The following is a 15,068-nucleotide window of genomic DNA, read 5'->3' on the forward strand; positions in this document are numbered from 1 at the left end:
CTACGCCGCCCTGGGCGTCGAAGAGGTCGCTGAGCACCTCGGGATCGTCGGGCGATACCCGGAACTCGGAAAGTCACCCTGTGGATAGAGCAACGAGCGCGCGGGTTTGTACACGGAACACGGAGTGTTCCCGTACAAACACGCGCGCTCGCGCGAAAGAACTCAGCGGGCGAACATCAACGCGCGCTTGACTTCCTGGATCGCCTTCGTCACCTCGATACCACGGGGGCAGGACTCGGTGCAGTTGAACGTGGTCCGGCAGCGCCACACCCCGTCCACCTCGTTGAGGATGTCGAGCCGCTCCGCGGCGGCCTCGTCACGCGAGTCGAAGATGAACCGGTGCGCGTTGACGATCGCCGCCGGGCCGAAGTACGAACCCTCGGTCCAGAACACCGGGCAGCTGGTGGTGCAACAGGCGCACAGGATGCACTTGGTGGTGTCGTCGTAGCGGGCGCGGTCGGTCTGGCTCTGGATCCGCTCACGGGTGGGCGGGTTGCCGGAGGTGATCAGGAACGGCTTCACCGCGCGGTAGGCGTCGAAGAACGGCTCCATGTTCACCACGAGGTCCTTCTCCACGGGCAGGCCGCGGATCGGCTCGATGGTGATGGTCAGCTGCTTGCCGGCCTTCTTCGGCAGCATGTCGCGCATCAGCACCTTGCACGCCAACCGGTTCACACCGTTGATGCGCATGGCATCCGAGCCGCACACACCGTGGGCACAGGACCGGCGGAACGTGAAGGTGCCGTCGAGGTAGCTCTTCACGTAGGTCAGCAGGTTCAGCAGCCGGTCGGTGGGCAGGCAGGGCACCCGGAAGCTCTGAAAGCCTGCGGCGTCCGGGTTTTCGGGGTTGAAGCGGGCGATCTTCAATGTCACCATCACCGCTTCGTCGGGGATGGGGGGCAGAGGCGAATCGCCGGCTTCGGGCTTGTCCAGAACAGCAGTCATCAGTACTTCCGTTCCATCGGCTCGTACCGGGTCTGGACCACGGGCTTGTAGTCCAACCGGATGTCACTCAACAGGTCAGAACCCTCTTTGTAGGCCATCGTGTGACGCATGTAGTTGGTGTCGTCACGGTTCGGGTAATCCTCGCGCGCGTGTCCGCCACGAGATTCCTTGCGGTTCAGCGCGCCCACGACGGTGACCTCGGCCAGCTCGAGCAGGAAGCCCAGCTCGATGGCCTCCAGGAGATCGCTGTTGTAACGCTTCCCCTTGTCGTGCACGGTGATTCGGGAGTAGCGCTCCTTGAGGGCATGGATGTCGGTCAGCGCCTGCTTGAGCGTCTCCTCGGTGCGGAACACCGCGGCGTTGTTGTCCATCGACTGCTGCAGCTCGCCGCGGATGTCGGCGACGCGCTCGTGGCCGTGCTCCGAGAGGATGTCACCCACCCAGTCGACGACCATCGACGCGGGGGCCGGCGGCAGTTCCACGAAATCGTGCTTGGCGGCGTACTCGGCAGCGGCGATACCCGCACGGCGGCCGAACACGTTGATGTCCAGCAGCGAGTTGGTGCCCAGCCGGTTGGCGCCGTGTACCGAGACACACGCGCACTCCCCGGCGGCGAACAGGCCCGGGATGATGTTGTCGTTGTCGCGCAGCACCTGGCCGGTGATCGTGGTCGGAATGCCGCCCATCACGTAGTGGCAGGTGGGGTAGACGGGCACCAGTTCGGTGACCGGGTCCACGCCGAGGTACGTGCGGGCGAACTCGGTGATGTCGGGCAGCTTGGCCTCGAGCACGTCGGCACCGAGGTGGCGCACGTCGATGTAGACGTAATCCTTGTTGGGGCCCGCACCGCGGCCTTCGAGTACCTCGAGCACCATCGACCGCGCCACGATGTCGCGCGGTGCCAGGTCGACGATCGTCGGGGCGTAGCGCTCCATGAAGCGCTCCCCGTCGGCGTTGAGCAGACGTCCACCCTCACCGCGCACGGCCTCGGAGATCAGGATGCCGAGACCGGCCAGGCCGGTCGGGTGGAACTGGTGGAACTCCATGTCCTCCAGGGGAAGCCCCTTGCGGAAGATGATGCCCAGGCCGTCGCCGGTAAGGGTGTGCGCGTTGGAGGTGGTCTTGTACATCCGGCCCGAGCCGCCGGTGGCGAAGACGATGGCCTTGGCGTGGAAGACGTGGATGTCGCCCGTCGCGAGTTCGTAGGCGACGACACCGGTGGCCACCGGACCGTTGGGCGTGTCGGTCAGGGTGATGTCGAGGGCGTAGAACTCGTTGAAGAACTCGACGTCGTGTTTGACGCAGTTTTGGTACAGCGTCTGCAGGATCATGTGGCCGGTGCGGTCGGCGGCGTAACAGGCCCGGCGCACCGGGGCCTTGCCGTGATCACGGGTGTGACCGCCGAAGCGACGCTGGTCGATGCGGCCTTCCGGGGTGCGGTTGAACGGCATCCCCATCTTCTCCAGGTCGAGCACCGCGTCGATGGCCTCTTTGGCCATGATCTCGACGGCATCCTGGTCAGCCAGGTAGTCGCCACCCTTGACGGTGTCGAAGGTGTGCCACTCCCAGTTGTCCTCTTCGACATTGGCCAGGGCGGCGCACATACCGCCCTGGGCCGCGCCGGTGTGCGACCGGGTGGGGTACAGCTTGGTCAGCACCGCGGTGCGGGCCCGGGGGCCCGCCTCGACGGCGGCGCGCATACCGGCGCCACCGGCGCCGACGATCACGACGTCGTAGCGATGTTCTTGGATCATTGCTCTCAACCCCCGATGTTCGCGTCGAACGTCAGCAGCACGTAGGTGCCGAGTACCAGCGTGAAGATCATCGACAGCGCCAGCAGGGTGTTCAGCCAGAAACGCGTCGAGTCCTTGCGGCTGTAGTCGGCGATGATGGTGCGCATCCCGTTGCCGCCGTGCAGCTGCGCGAGCCACAGCAGCAGCAGGTCCCAGGTCTGCCAGAACGGCGATGCCCAGCGCTGCGCGACGTAGTTGAAGTCGATGCGGTAGACGCCGTTTTCCCAGATCAGCATGATGAACAGGTGGCCCAGCGCCAGGAACACCAGCACGATCCCCGAGAACCGCATGAACAACCACGCGTACTTCTCGAAGTTCGGCATGCCGCCGCGGCGCCGGGGCGCGCGGGGGTTGTCCAGCCCGGCCGGACGATCGAAGCTCTTCTCCAGGATCGGCGCGATCGGCCGTTCACGGGACTGTTCAGGTGCGCTCATAGGAATCGCTCCGCCATGTGCATGCCCAGCACCACGAGGGCGGGCACCATTACCAACAACCAGATCACCGCGACGCCCAGCAGCATCTTCTTCTGATGCCGGGGTCCTTCCGACCAGAAGTCCACCAGGATCACCCGGATGCCGTTGAGTGCGTGGAACAGCACCGCGGCCACCAGGCCGACCTCCATGAGGCCGATGATCGGCGTCTTGTAGGTCTCGATGACGGCGTTGTAGGCCTCGGGGCTGACCCGGACCAGTGCGGTGTCGAGCACGTGCACGAAAAGAAAGAAGAAAATGGTTGCACCCGTGATGCGGTGCAAGACCCAGGACCACATTCCTGGATCGCCCCGATACAGGGTGCGCCGGCGTGGCTTCTCCTGCTTGGCAGGCTGTGCCGGTGCCGCTGTACTCATCAGCGCCTCCAACGCCATCGGTGGACGCCGGGGCCGCGCGTCGCGCCCCAACGTGGCGGTGTTCGATTCCCAATTGTTGCTTCGGGCAACCGTCGGGTGGACTCTAATCCCATTTGTAGTAACCAACTAATTGCCGAATCGATGCCGGGTATGCATGTGACGCCAAAGTTAGGGTGGCCTTGCTAAATAGCCTGGTCAGGACAGGGGTGTGGTGAATGCATTCAGAGAGAATCGCCGGCGGGCTCGATGAGCACTGAAATTGACTGGAATGTCCTGCAGGACAAGGCAATTGAGGCATCGAAGCGGGCTTATGCGCCGTACTCGGGTTTTCCGGTCGGGGCGGCCGCGCTAGTCGACGATGGGCGAATTGTCTCCGGATGCAATGTGGAGAATGTCTCATATGGCCTGGGTCTCTGCGCGGAGTGTTCTGTGGCCTGCGCCCTGCATTCCAGCGGTGGCGGACGGCTGATCGCGCTGGCCTGTGTGGCCGCCGACGGCGAACTCCTGATGCCCTGCGGACGGTGCCGGCAGGTGCTGTTCGAACACGGCGGGGCCGAGCTGTTGATCGGCCACCCCGCCGGCCCGAAGCGGCTGGCCGAACTGCTGCCCGACGCATTCGGGCCCGACGATCTGACCCGCGGAGGCCAAAGGCAGTGACCCAGTTCACATTCGACGCTCCGACCGTCATCCGCACCAAGCGCGACGGCGGCCGGCTCTCCGGCGACGCCATCGACTGGGTGATCGACGCCTACACCCACTCCCGCGTCGGCGACGAGCAGATGGCGGCTCTGCTGATGGCGATCTTCCTGCGCGGAATGGATCGCGAGGAGATCGCACGGTGGACAGCGGCGATGATCGCCTCGGGGGAGCGGCTCGACTTCTCCGATCTGGGTCTGCGGCTCGTCGACAAACACTCCACCGGCGGAGTCGGCGACAAGATCACCATCCCGCTGGTGCCGATCGTCGCCGCGTGTGGCGCCGCTGTCCCGCAGGCCGCCGGCCGCGGGCTCGGCCACACCGGCGGCACCCTGGACAAGCTGGAGGCCATCCCCGGTTTCACCGCCGAGATCAGCAAAGGCCAAGTGCGCCAACAGCTGTGTGAGGTCGGTGCGGCGATCTTCGCCGCCGGCGATCTGGCGCCGGCCGACCGCAAGATCTACGCGCTGCGCGATGTCACCGCCACCACCGAGTCGCTGCCGCTGATCGCGAGCTCGATCATGAGCAAGAAGCTCGCCGAGGGAGCCGACGCGCTGGTGCTCGACGTCAAAGTGGGCTCGGGGGCGTTCCTGAAGAAGCGCGAGGAGTCCTGGGAGTTGGCGCGCACCATGGTCGCGCTGGGCGCCGCGCACGGCGTCCCGACCCGGGCGCTGCTGACCGACATGGCCTGCCCGTTGGGCCGCGCGGTGGGCAACGCGGTGGAGGTCGCCGAGTCCGTCGAGGTGCTGGCCGGCGGCGGGCCCGCGGACGTGGTGGAGCTGACGCTGGCGTTGGCGCGGGAGATGCTCGCCGCCGTCGGTCTCGACGGCCGCGATCCGGCCGACACCCTGCGCGACGGAACCGCCATGGACAGCTTCCGCGCAATCGTCGCCGCCCAGGGCGGCGACGCGACCGCGCCGTTGCCGCAAGCCGCGCATTCCGAGACCGTCACCGCACCCCGAGGCGGCACAATGGGGGACATCGATGCATTGGCGGTGGGTATGGCGGTGTGGCGGCTCGGAGCGGGCCGCGCGGCCCCGGGTGAGCATGTGCAAGCCGGCGCCGGGCTGCAGATCCACCGCCGTCCGGGCGAGCCCGTCGCCCCGGGTGACCCGTTGTTCACCTTGTTCACCGACACTCCCGAACGGTTCAGCGCGTCGCTGGCTGAACTCGACGGCGCCTGGAGTGTGCAGGACCAGGCGCCGGCGTCACGTCCCCTCCTCATCGATCGGATTGAGTCATGACTCCACTGACGCTCGACAACATCAGGCAGGCGCCGAAGGCGCTGCTGCACGATCACCTCGACGGTGGCCTGCGGCCGTCGACCGTGCTGGAGATCGCCTCCGAGATCGGTTACGACGAGCTGCCCGCCACCGACATCGACGGGTTGGCGGAGTTCTTCCGCACCGCAGCCCATTCCGGGTCGCTGGTGCGCTACCTGGAGCCGTTCGCGCACACCGTGGCCGTCATGCAGACTCCGGAGTCGCTGCACCGGGTGGCCTACGAGTGTGTGGAGGATCTGGCTGCCGATTCGGTGGTGTACGCCGAGGTCCGCTTCGCCCCGGAACTGCACATCGACGAGGGGCTGTCGCTGGACGCCGTTGTCGACGCGGTGCTGGCCGGGTTCGCCGACGGGGAGAAGGCCGCCGGAGCCGACGGCAAGACCATCACGGTGCGCTGCCTGGTGACGGCCATGCGCCACGCCGCGCGCTCACGGGAGATCGCGGAGTTGGCGATCCGGTTCCGCGACAAGGGCGTGGTGGGCTTCGACATCGCCGGCGCCGAAGCCGGCTACCCTCCCACCCGGCATCTGGATGCGTTCGAATACATGCGGAACAACAACGGACGCTTCACCATTCACGCCGGCGAGGCGTTCGGTCTGCCGTCGATCCACGAGGCCATCGCGTTCTGCGGCGCCGACCGGCTCGGGCACGGGGTGCGGATCGTCGACGACATCGAGCTTTCACCCGACGGTGCCGCCCGGCTGGGCCGCGTCGCGGGGATCGTGCGTGACAAGCGCATCCCGCTTGAACTGTGCCCGAGTTCGAACGTGCAGACGGGGGCCGTCGACAGCATCGCCGAGCATCCGTTCGACAAGCTGGCCCGGCTACGGTTCCGGGTCACCGTCAACACCGACAACCGGCTGATGAGCGACACCACCATGAGCCAGGAGATGCTGCGCCTGGTGGAGGCGTTCGGCTACGGCTGGAGTGACCTGGAGCGGTTCACCATCAATGCGATGAAGTCGGCGTTCATCCCGTTCGACCAGCGGCTGGCGATCATCGACGAGATCATCAAGCCGCGCTTCGCCGTCCTCATCGGGTGATTTCGGCGCGTTCGTAACCGCTGAGCGGTTACGAACGCGCCGAAACCGCTGACATCAGCTCCACAGGGCGCGCCAGGTGACCGGCCCGATGATTCCGTCGACTTTGAGCTGGTTGCCGTAGTAGTCGAGGAAGTCGGTCTGGAACTTCTCGACAGCGGCCTTGGTCAGCGGGCCGAAGACACCATCGATGGGACCCGGGTCGTACGGCGGGTACTTGAAGTTCTTCAGAATCTCCTGCGCCAGATAGACCGCGTTGCCGGTCGAGCCTTCCTTGACGGTCGGCGGTGCCAGCCGCGCCCACGTCTGGGGACCGACGATGCCGTCGACCTCCAGCGGGAACGAGTAGGCGCTGTACTCACCGACGCTTCGGTCGAGTTGGTAGCGCAGTACTCGGTTCCGCGTGACGGGGCCGAAGATGCCGTCATCGGTGCCGTCGGGAAGGTAATACCGGTAGATGAGTTCACGCTGGGCCTTCTTGACGGCCTCGCCGGTGGAACCCAGCTTGATGATCGGATCGCTCATGATCGCACTCCTTGGATGAGTGTGTTTGTCGGACACTCGGAATGCTCGTCCCGCGACCAGGGGGCACAACAGCGTAAAGCACTACCCGAAGCCAGGTTTCAGGTACGCGCCAGCGCGCGTATTTGTACGCGACACGCCCCTGTGCGACGTACAGACACGCGCGCTCGCGGGAGATCGCACGGGCGCTGCGCGCGGTTTACTCGCGGCGCAGGCGCGACTCCAGGAACCGCTCCAGCTTCTCGAACTCCGCGACCGCCTTGGCGTGGGGGGCGGCGGGGCGGTCGTTGGCGTCGGGATCGCTGACGTAGGCGACGAACTTGCCCAGCGCAGAATCGGCGGTCAAGGTCCGGTCGACGGTGTCGTCTTCGGAGTAGTCGCCCACGTCCTGCAGCAGTTCGACGGCCAGCGCGAGCTGATCCCGGTCGATCCCGTCGGGGCCTTCGGCCAATTCCTCGGCCAGACCCGCGAGCACATAGACGTTCTCATCGGTGACGTCGACGTCGAGCGAGCCATCGGTGGCGGCGGTGCGGATGTCGTCGTAGGTGCTCAGATCCGACAGGTCGTGGTCGTGCTCGTCGGCCAGGTAGCGGGCCAGCGCACGCTCGGACGAGAACACGCTGATGCGGCCGTTGCGGCCGAGGAACAGCGGCCGGTCGTCGAAGTAGCAGCGCAGCGTGTAGAAGGTGCCCGAGCTGGTCATCATCTGCACCGGGTCGATCCCGACCCTGGCCCAGAAGTCGTCGGTGCCGCCCAGCACACCACCGGCGCTCTCGGCTTGGTCGGCCAGCGCCTCGTCCTCATCGTCGTCGGCGACGCCGTCGTCCTCGATCAGGTCGTCGTCGTCCTCAACGGCGACAACATCGTCCTCCGGCTCCTCGGGGGCGGGTTCGGCCAGTTCCTCAGCGGCCTTCGCCGACAGCTTCTCGTCCACCGCAGGGGTGGTGATGATGTCGTCGATCGCGGCGATGATGCCGTCCCAGTTGCGCCCGACGATCGCGGCGATGTTGTTCCAGCGCTTGAGTCCGGCTTTGCCGCTGAACTCGTCGACACCGCCGTTGACAGTGCTCAGCGTCGGGTTGCCGTTGAAGAATTTTGTCACCGCCGGCAGCTCGCACACCGATCCGATGGACGAGACGATGGCCAGCGTGCGGGCCAGGGTGGCCACCGACTCCTCGGTGGGCTTGTCGGCCAGCAACTCTTCGACGGCGATCAGATCGAACTGCCGGTCCTCGCTGGGATCCAGCTTGTGCGCCGAGGCCTCGAGCAATTGCCCCCACGCCGGGTGGTCGGACAGGTCGTTCTCGTCGCCGCCGCGCACGAACGCCACCAGGTCGGCGGCGCTGGCGAACCCGTACAGATCTTCGTCTTTACCCAGCAGCGCCTCCCACTCGTCGCCGGCGTCGCGCCAGCGCGGCGCCCACACGGTGTAGAAGTCGCCCTTGGTCAAAGTGAGTCTGATCGGCACAAGCTCAGCAGCCATGCGGCACAGGATAACGACGTGCCCTGAGCGCCCCACCACGCGCGTGCGCAAACCACCTCCGGGCGCGGCGTGTCGGCCGGGGGCGCGCACGCTCGGCCGAGGGGTTCTAGGGTCTGCGTATGGATGTCTGCGTTGTCGATCACCCCTTGGCCGCTGCCCGGCTGACCACGCTGCGGGATGAGCGCACCGACAACGCCGGATTCCGGGCCGCGTTGCGCGACCTGACGCTGATGCTCGTTTACGAAGCGACCCGAGACGCTGCCCGGGTCGAGATCAACGTGCGCACCCCGCTGGTGGACACCACCGGTCACCGGCTGGCCGTGCCGCCGCTGCTGGTTCCGGTGCTGCGCGCGGGCCTCGGCATGGTGGACCAGGCACACGCGCTCATTCCCGAGGCGAAGGTCGGCTTCGTGGGCGTGGCGCGCAACGAGGAGACCCACCGCCCGACGCCCTACCTGGAGTCACTGCCCGACGATCTGAGCACACAACCGGTGATCGTGCTGGATCCGATGCTGGCCACCGGCGGCTCCATGGCCCACACGCTGGGCCTGCTGAAGGCGCGCGGCGCGGTCGACATCACCATGATCTGCGTGGTGGTGGCGCCGGAGGGCATCGCCGCGGTGGAAGCCGCCGCACCGGAGGCGCGGTTGTTCACCGCCACCATCGACGACGGGCTCAACGACGTCGCCTACATCGTGCCGGGACTCGGTGATGCCGGTGACCGCCAATTCGGTCCACGCTGAGTGCGGCGGCTCCTGATCTGGCTGACGGCCACCGCGCTGGTCGTTGTCGCGGCCGCCGGAGTGGGTGGCTACATGCTGTTCACCCGACCCCAGGTGGACCAGCTGAGCAAGGCCGACGCGATCGTGGTGCTCGGCGGTGACAAGGACGGTCGCATCGACTACGGCTTCGAATTGGCCCGCCAGGGTTACGCCGACACGGTGGTGGTGTCCAACGACTACGGCGAGAACGACCCGATGATCCAACGGGCGTGCGCATCCGGGACCGCCACCATCACGGTGGTCTGCTTCGTCCCCCACCCGTGGACCACCCGCGGCGAAGCGATGTTCACCGCAAAACTTGCGAGCGAACACGGCTGGAAGCACGTGATCGTGGTGTCGTGGAACTACCACATGGTGCGGGCCCGCTACATCTTCGAGAAGTGTTTCGACGGTGAGCTGACCATGCGGCCCGTCCCGCGGACCTACGACTTGAATGTCATCGGCTGGGCCCATACCTACGCCTACCAGTACGCCGCGATGGTCAAGGCGACGGTCCTGGGCTGCTGAGGCCCGGTTCGCGTACTCAGCCGAGCAGGGCGCTGATGTCGGCGACGACGGCGGCCATCAGCTCCTGCGCCCGGCCACGCGCTGCCGCGAGGTCGTCGGTGGGCGGCAAGGCGATCTCGATGTAGCCCTTGATCTTGGGTTCGGTTCCCGACGGGCGGATCGCCACCCGCACCGCTTCACCGGTCAGCAGCAGGGCATCGGTGCGCTGCGGGCCGCGGCGGTCCAGCAGGTCTGCCACGGTGACGTCGATCCCGGCCACGCGGGTGGGCGGTTCGGCGCGTACGCGCTGCATCAGCGCCGCGGTGTCGGGGACGCGTTCGGTGACCGCCGCGGTCAGGTGCACGCCGTGCCGGAGGGCAAGAGCGTCCAGGGAGTCGGTGAGTGAGCGGCCCTGCGATTTGACTGCCGCCACCAGATCGCAGACCAGTACGGCCGCGCTCACACCGTCTTTGTCGCGCACCGCGGCCGGGTCGACGCAGTGTCCGATGGCCTCCTCGTACGCGTACACCAGGGTGTGGCCGGGCAGGTCGGCATCGGCGCGTCCCAACCACTTGAACCCGGTGAGCGTCTCCACATGGCGGGCGCCGTGGGCCTCGGCGATCCGGGCCAACAGGCGTGAGGACACCACCGTGCTGGCCACCAGCGCACCCTCGGACGGTTCGGACAGAATGTAATCGCCCAACAGCCAACCGGTTTCGTCACCCGAGAGCATTCGCCACCCGGAGTCGGTGGGGATACCCACCGCGCACCGGTCGGCGTCGGGATCCAACGCGATCGCAACGTCGGCGTCGACCTCGACGGCCAGCTCCAACAGCGCGTCGGTGGCTCCCGGCTCCTCCGGGTTGGGGAACGTGACCGTCGGGAAATCGGGATCCGGCCAGAACTGTGCTTCCACGGTGTGGACGTCGGTGAAGCCGGCCCGGCTCAGCGCCTCCAGCGCCACGGTGCCGCCCACCCCGTGCAACGGGGTCAGTGCCACCCGCACCGAGCCGTCGCCGCGACGCACGCTCGCCGCCCGGTCGAGGTAATGCTCCACCAGGTCGGTGTCGCTGGGCTGCACCGCTTCGCGGCGGATGAGGTCGGGAGCCGCACGCATCGCGGCCTCGATCTCGCGGTCTGTGGGGGAGACGATCTGCACCCCACCGTCGAAGTACACCTTGTAACCGTTGTCGCCGGCCGGGTTGTGCGATGCGGTGATCTGGACGCCTGCCGCGGCGCCCAGCCGGCGCACCGCGAACGCCACCACCGGGGTGGGCAGCGCGTCCGGGAGCAGCACCACCGAAAACCCGGCTGCGGCAAACACTTCCGCGGTGGCCAGAGCGAAGTCGTCGGACTGGTGCCGCGCGTCACGTCCGACGACCACCGTCGAGCCGCCCAGGCACCGGTCGGTGAGCACCTTGGCCACCGCCCAGGTGGCCCGGGTGACGTTCTCGACGTTCATGCCGTCGGGGCCGTCGCGCATGGGTCCGCGCAGCCCGGCCGTGCCGAAGGTGATCATGATGCCGATTGTGCCGTCTCGCCGTCGGCCAGCTTGCGCAGCACCGGGGCCACGATCATCAGCAGATCGAACTCGAGCTCGGTGAGGCTGTCGCGCATGGCGGTCTGCAGCCAGGTGTCGCGCTGGGCGCGGTCGTCCTGCAGCAGCTGCGTCCCCTGGGGAGTGATCTCGATGAGCTGGCGGCGGCGGTCGGCCGGATCGGGACGGCGTGACACCAGGGCGCGGGACTCGAGTTCGTTGATGCTGTCGGTCAGCGATTGCACCCGCACCTGAAGGCGTGCGGCGATCTCTGCGGGGGTAGTCACCCCTGACCGGCTGGTGTCGCCCAGGATCTCGAGCTGGCTCAGCGTGAGCCCGTTGTCCGGGCGGTGCCGGCGCATCTGACGGGCGAGGGCCATCACCGACTCGCGAAGTTCGGTGGCTGAGGCGGTGTTTTGAGACATTACCAAGGTATACCTTGGCAATAATGGGAAGAGAAGTGCAACACACTGGATTGATTCGAAATAAAAGCAAGCGCATACTTGTCAATAATCGGTGAGGAGGCAGCAGCGAATGGTGAAGACGGTCGGCAAGTGGGCACTTCTGGCAGCTGTCACCGTCGCCGTCACCGTCGCTCTGACCTTCGCGGGCGTCCCCTCGGCCGCCCTGTTCGCCGCTCTGGTCGTCGGCATCGTGCTAGCGCTGTGCTCGCTGGCCCCCAAGGCCGTGCCACGCCGCGCCGGCCACGCCGCCCAGGCTGTCCTCGGCGTCTACATCGGCACCATGGTGAACCAGGATTCGCTGGGCGCCCTCGGGCCGCACTGGCCGATCGTGATCACCGTGGTGGTCGCCACGCTGGCGATCAGCGTCATCGCCGGCGCGCTGCTGGGGTTGAGGCGCGACATCACCCCACTCACCGGTGCGCTGGCCCTGGTGGCCGGCGGCGCGTCCGGTCTGGTGGCGATCGCCCGTGAACTCGGCGGCGACGACCGCGTGGTCGCCGTGGTGCAGTACCTCCGGGTCGGCCTGGTGACCGCCACCATGCCGGTCGTGGTGCTGTTCATCTTCCATCCCGACTTCTCCCACCCCACCGTGGTGACCGAAACCGCTTCAGCGCCGTGGTATCTCAGCCTCGGGCTGATCATCGCCATCTCCGTGGTGGGTGTGGTGCTCGGCAAGCTGGTTCATCTGCCCGGCGCCGGCCTGCTGGGCCCCATGGCCGTCACCGTGGTCCTGGAGGTCACCGGTTTCAGCTTCGGGCTGTCGGTGCCACAGATGCTGGTGCAGGTCGGTTACGTACTGATCGGCTGGCAGGCCGGGGTCGCCTTCACCCGGGACTCGCTGCGCGCCGTGGGCCGCGCGATGCCGTTGGCGCTGGGCTTGATCGCCGCGCTGACCGTCGCCACCGCCGGCCTGGGTGTGCTGCTGTCACACGTCACCGGGATGACGCCACTGGAGGGTTACCTGGCGACGAGCCCCGGCGGTATCTACGCCGTGCTGGCCACCGCCGTGGAAACCGGATCCGACGTCACGTTCATCGTCGCGGCCCAGGTGCTGCGGGTGCTGGTCATGCTCTTCGCCGCGCCGCTGATGGCGCGCGGGCTGGTCAAGCTCACCGAGCGCATCGGCGGCCGGCGTCAGAGCCGGGAGATCACCGAGGACAGCAGGGAACCCATCGCGGTCGCGGACTGACGGCCCGCCTCGAGCACCTCGGCGTGACTCAGCGGTTCACCGGTCATACCCGCCGCCAGATTGGTCACCAGCGACACCGCCAGCACCCGGGCGCCCGCCGCCCGGGCGGCGATGGTCTCGTGGACAGTGGACATCCCCACCAGGTCGGCACCCAGCGTGCGCAGCATCCGGATCTCGGCCGGTGTCTCGTAGTGCGGGCCGGGCAGCCCCGCGTAGACACCTTCGGTCAGTGACGGGTCGATCTCGCGGGCCAGCGCGCGCAGCGCCGGGGAGTAGGCATCCACCAGATCGACGAACTGCGCGCCGACCAGCGGCGAGCGCGCCGTCAAGTTCAGGTGGTCGCTGATCAGCACCGGCTGGCCCACGGCGAAGTCCTCGCGTAGCCCGCCGGCCGCATTGGTCAGCACCACGGTGTCGGCGCCGGCCGCACACGCCGTGCGCACGGGGTGCACCACGTCGGAGAGGTCGTGGCCCTCATAGGCGTGGATGCGCCCCACCAGGACCAGCACCCGGTGCTGTCCCAGCGGAACCGAGAGCACCTGACCGCCGTGGCCGGCCGCCGTCGGTGTGGTGAAGCCGGGTAGTTCGTCCATCGGCAGCACGGCCGTCGGTTCACCCAGCACCTTGACCGCCGGCGCCCACCCCGATCCCAGGACGACGGCGACGTCGTGACGGCCGACGCCGGTGCGCTCGGCGATGGCGCGGGCGGCTTCATGGGCGCGCAGGCTGGGATCGGTCACGTCGCATGAGCCTAGTGACCACCAACGCCGGGAGAGCTCACACCCGCGTCGGTGCGATACTGCTGTGATGCCCGGTGTTGCCGCGTCCTCGACTGTGGACGACGTCATTCGTCGTCGCCGCGACGACCTGGTGGCGCTGTCCCACTCGATCCACGCCGAGCCGGAGCTGGCGTTCCAGGAACACCGCAGCTGCGCCAAGACCCAGGCTCTGGTTGCCGAGCGCGGTTTCGAGATCAGCCCGGCCGTCGGCGGTATCGACACCGCCTTCCGCGCCTCGTTCGGCAGTGGCCCGCTGGTGGTCGGCGTGTGCGCCGAGTACGACGCGCTGCCCGAGATCGGGCATGCGTGCGGGCACAACATCATCGCCGCGTCGGCCGTGGGCACGGCGTTGGCGCTGGCCGAGGTCGCAGACGACATGGGCCTGACCGTGGTGCTGGTCGGCACCCCGGCCGAGGAGGCCGGGGGCGGCAAGGTGCTGCTGCTCAAAGAGGGTGTGTTCGACGACATCGCCGCGACGGTCATGTTGCACCCCGGCCCCATCGACATCGCCGCCGCGCGGTCGCTGGCGCTCTCGGAGGTGTTCGTGACGTACCGGGGGCGCGAGTCCCATGCGGCGGTCGCGCCGTATCTGGGTGTGAATGCCGCCGATGCGGTGACGGTGACGCAGGTGGCCATCGGCCTGCTGCGCCAGCACCTGACGCCGGGGCAGATGATGCACGGCATCGTCACCGAAGGCGGCAAGGTGCCCAATGTCATTCCGGCTCGGGCGGCGTTGCGGTACACCTTGCGCGCCACCGAGACCTCGGCGCTGCAAGCCCTCGAAGCCAAGGTGGCCGGCTGTTTCCAGGCCGGCGCGGTAGCAACAGGATGTGAATACGACGTGCAGGAAGCCTCACCCATGTATCAGGAGCTGACGCCCGACCATTTCCTGGCCGAGACGTTCCGCGCCGAGATGCTGCGGATGGGTCGCACACCGTTGCCGGCCGAGATGGAGGCATCGCTGCCTCTCGGCAGCACCGATATGGGCAATGTCACCAAGGTCATGCCCGGGATCCACCCGGTCGTGGGGGTGGACGCCGGCGGTGCCAGCGTGCACCAACCGGGGTTCACCGCCGCCGCGGCGAGCCCCAGCGGTGACACCGCCGTCGTCGAGGGGGCCATCATGCTCGCCCGCACGGTGGTGGCGTTGGCCGAGTCCGGCACCGAACGTGACCGGGTCCTGGAACTGCAGGAGCGGCGGTCCGCATGAGTCTCCAGCGAG

Annotated in this window: 16 protein-coding genes; 7 read left to right on the forward strand and 9 right to left on the reverse strand. The window is 67.6% G+C overall.

Features of this window, described 5'->3' with window-relative positions:
- Nucleotides 1-162: 162 nt before the first annotated feature.
- Genes NL241_RS09265 through sdhC form a run of 4 tightly spaced genes read right to left on the reverse strand, consistent with a single transcriptional unit; the run spans nt 163 to nt 3,585 of the window.
- Complete coding sequence (locus tag NL241_RS09265; protein WP_487691127.1) at nt 163-945, reverse strand: succinate dehydrogenase iron-sulfur subunit; 783 nt, start codon at nt 943-945, stop codon at nt 163-165.
- Nucleotides 945-2,699 (reverse strand): succinate dehydrogenase flavoprotein subunit, encoded by a 1,755-nt coding sequence (gene sdhA / locus NL241_RS09270; RefSeq protein WP_487691129.1) that lies wholly within the window; start codon nt 2,697-2,699, stop codon nt 945-947. Before sdhA ends, NL241_RS09265 begins: the two co-directional genes overlap by 1 nt.
- Nucleotides 2,700-2,704: 5 nt before the next feature.
- Nucleotides 2,705-3,172, reverse strand: coding sequence for a succinate dehydrogenase hydrophobic membrane anchor subunit (locus NL241_RS09275; RefSeq protein WP_494397356.1), 468 nt, complete (start codon nt 3,170-3,172; stop codon nt 2,705-2,707).
- The gene (gene sdhC / locus NL241_RS09280; protein ID WP_487691133.1) at nt 3,169-3,585 is read right to left on the reverse strand and encodes a succinate dehydrogenase, cytochrome b556 subunit; all 417 of its coding nucleotides are present in this window, start codon (nt 3,583-3,585) and stop codon (nt 3,169-3,171) included. The genes NL241_RS09275 and sdhC overlap by 4 nt, the downstream gene beginning before the upstream one ends.
- A 246-nt stretch (nt 3,586-3,831) precedes the next feature.
- Between sdhC and NL241_RS09285 the strand changes: the two genes are divergently transcribed.
- Genes NL241_RS09285 through NL241_RS09295 form a run of 3 tightly spaced genes read left to right on the forward strand, consistent with a single transcriptional unit; the run spans nt 3,832 to nt 6,607 of the window.
- A complete protein-coding gene (locus tag NL241_RS09285) occupies nt 3,832-4,242 on the forward strand; it encodes a cytidine deaminase (RefSeq protein WP_487691135.1) in 411 nt (136 codons plus the stop codon).
- Nucleotides 4,239-5,525: a thymidine phosphorylase gene (locus NL241_RS09290; protein ID WP_494397357.1), complete on the forward strand. Its 1,287-nt coding sequence runs from the start codon at nt 4,239-4,241 to the stop codon at nt 5,523-5,525. Before NL241_RS09285 ends, NL241_RS09290 begins: the two co-directional genes overlap by 4 nt.
- The gene (locus NL241_RS09295) at nt 5,522-6,607 is read left to right on the forward strand and encodes an adenosine deaminase (protein WP_487691138.1); all 1,086 of its coding nucleotides are present in this window, start codon (nt 5,522-5,524) and stop codon (nt 6,605-6,607) included. Before NL241_RS09290 ends, NL241_RS09295 begins: the two co-directional genes overlap by 4 nt.
- A gap of 54 nt (nt 6,608-6,661) precedes the next feature.
- Here the strand turns inward: NL241_RS09295 and NL241_RS09300 are convergent, their stop codons facing one another.
- Nucleotides 6,662-7,129, reverse strand: a complete 468-nt coding sequence (locus NL241_RS09300; RefSeq protein WP_487691140.1) for a peptidoglycan-binding domain-containing protein — start codon at nt 7,127-7,129, stop codon at nt 6,662-6,664.
- Nucleotides 7,130-7,325: 196 nt separating this feature from the next.
- On the reverse strand, nt 7,326-8,609 hold the full coding sequence (gene satS / locus NL241_RS09305) for a protein export chaperone SatS (protein ID WP_487691142.1): 1,284 nt from the start codon (nt 8,607-8,609) through the stop codon (nt 7,326-7,328).
- Between the two features lie 119 nt (nt 8,610-8,728).
- Here satS and upp point away from each other — a divergent pair, with 119 nt between their 5' ends.
- Together upp and NL241_RS09315 are read left to right on the forward strand one after the other, a co-directional pair.
- Complete coding sequence (gene upp / locus NL241_RS09310; RefSeq protein WP_487691144.1) at nt 8,729-9,352, forward strand: uracil phosphoribosyltransferase; 624 nt, start codon at nt 8,729-8,731, stop codon at nt 9,350-9,352.
- The gene (locus NL241_RS09315) at nt 9,353-9,898 is read left to right on the forward strand and encodes a YdcF family protein (RefSeq protein WP_494397358.1); all 546 of its coding nucleotides are present in this window, start codon (nt 9,353-9,355) and stop codon (nt 9,896-9,898) included.
- Nucleotides 9,899-9,914: 16 nt separating this feature from the next.
- On the opposite strand, the gene NL241_RS09320 is transcribed toward NL241_RS09315, so the two are convergent.
- Nucleotides 9,915-11,510, reverse strand: coding sequence for a phospho-sugar mutase (locus NL241_RS09320; protein ID WP_494398275.1), 1,596 nt, complete (start codon nt 11,508-11,510; stop codon nt 9,915-9,917).
- A complete protein-coding gene (locus NL241_RS09325; RefSeq protein ID WP_494398276.1) occupies nt 11,393-11,839 on the reverse strand; it encodes a MarR family winged helix-turn-helix transcriptional regulator in 447 nt (148 codons plus the stop codon). Before NL241_RS09325 ends, NL241_RS09320 begins: the two co-directional genes overlap by 118 nt.
- Nucleotides 11,840-11,948: 109 nt before the next feature.
- On the opposite strand from NL241_RS09325, the gene NL241_RS09330 reads away from it, so the two are divergent.
- Nucleotides 11,949-13,067: an AbrB family protein gene (locus tag NL241_RS09330; protein WP_487691147.1), complete on the forward strand. Its 1,119-nt coding sequence runs from the start codon at nt 11,949-11,951 to the stop codon at nt 13,065-13,067.
- On the opposite strand, the gene NL241_RS09335 is transcribed toward NL241_RS09330, so the two are convergent.
- Nucleotides 13,013-13,807, reverse strand: coding sequence for a purine-nucleoside phosphorylase (locus NL241_RS09335; protein ID WP_487691148.1), 795 nt, complete (start codon nt 13,805-13,807; stop codon nt 13,013-13,015). The two genes, NL241_RS09330 and NL241_RS09335, sit on opposite strands and share 55 nt — an antisense overlap.
- 67 nt (nt 13,808-13,874) lie before the next feature.
- Here NL241_RS09335 and NL241_RS09340 point away from each other — a divergent pair, with 67 nt between their 5' ends.
- Complete coding sequence (locus NL241_RS09340; protein WP_487691150.1) at nt 13,875-15,056, forward strand: M20 family metallopeptidase; 1,182 nt, start codon at nt 13,875-13,877, stop codon at nt 15,054-15,056.
- Nucleotides 15,057-15,068: the final 12 nt, after the last annotated feature.

This window comes from Mycolicibacterium sp. SMGY-1XX, assembly GCF_059132455.1.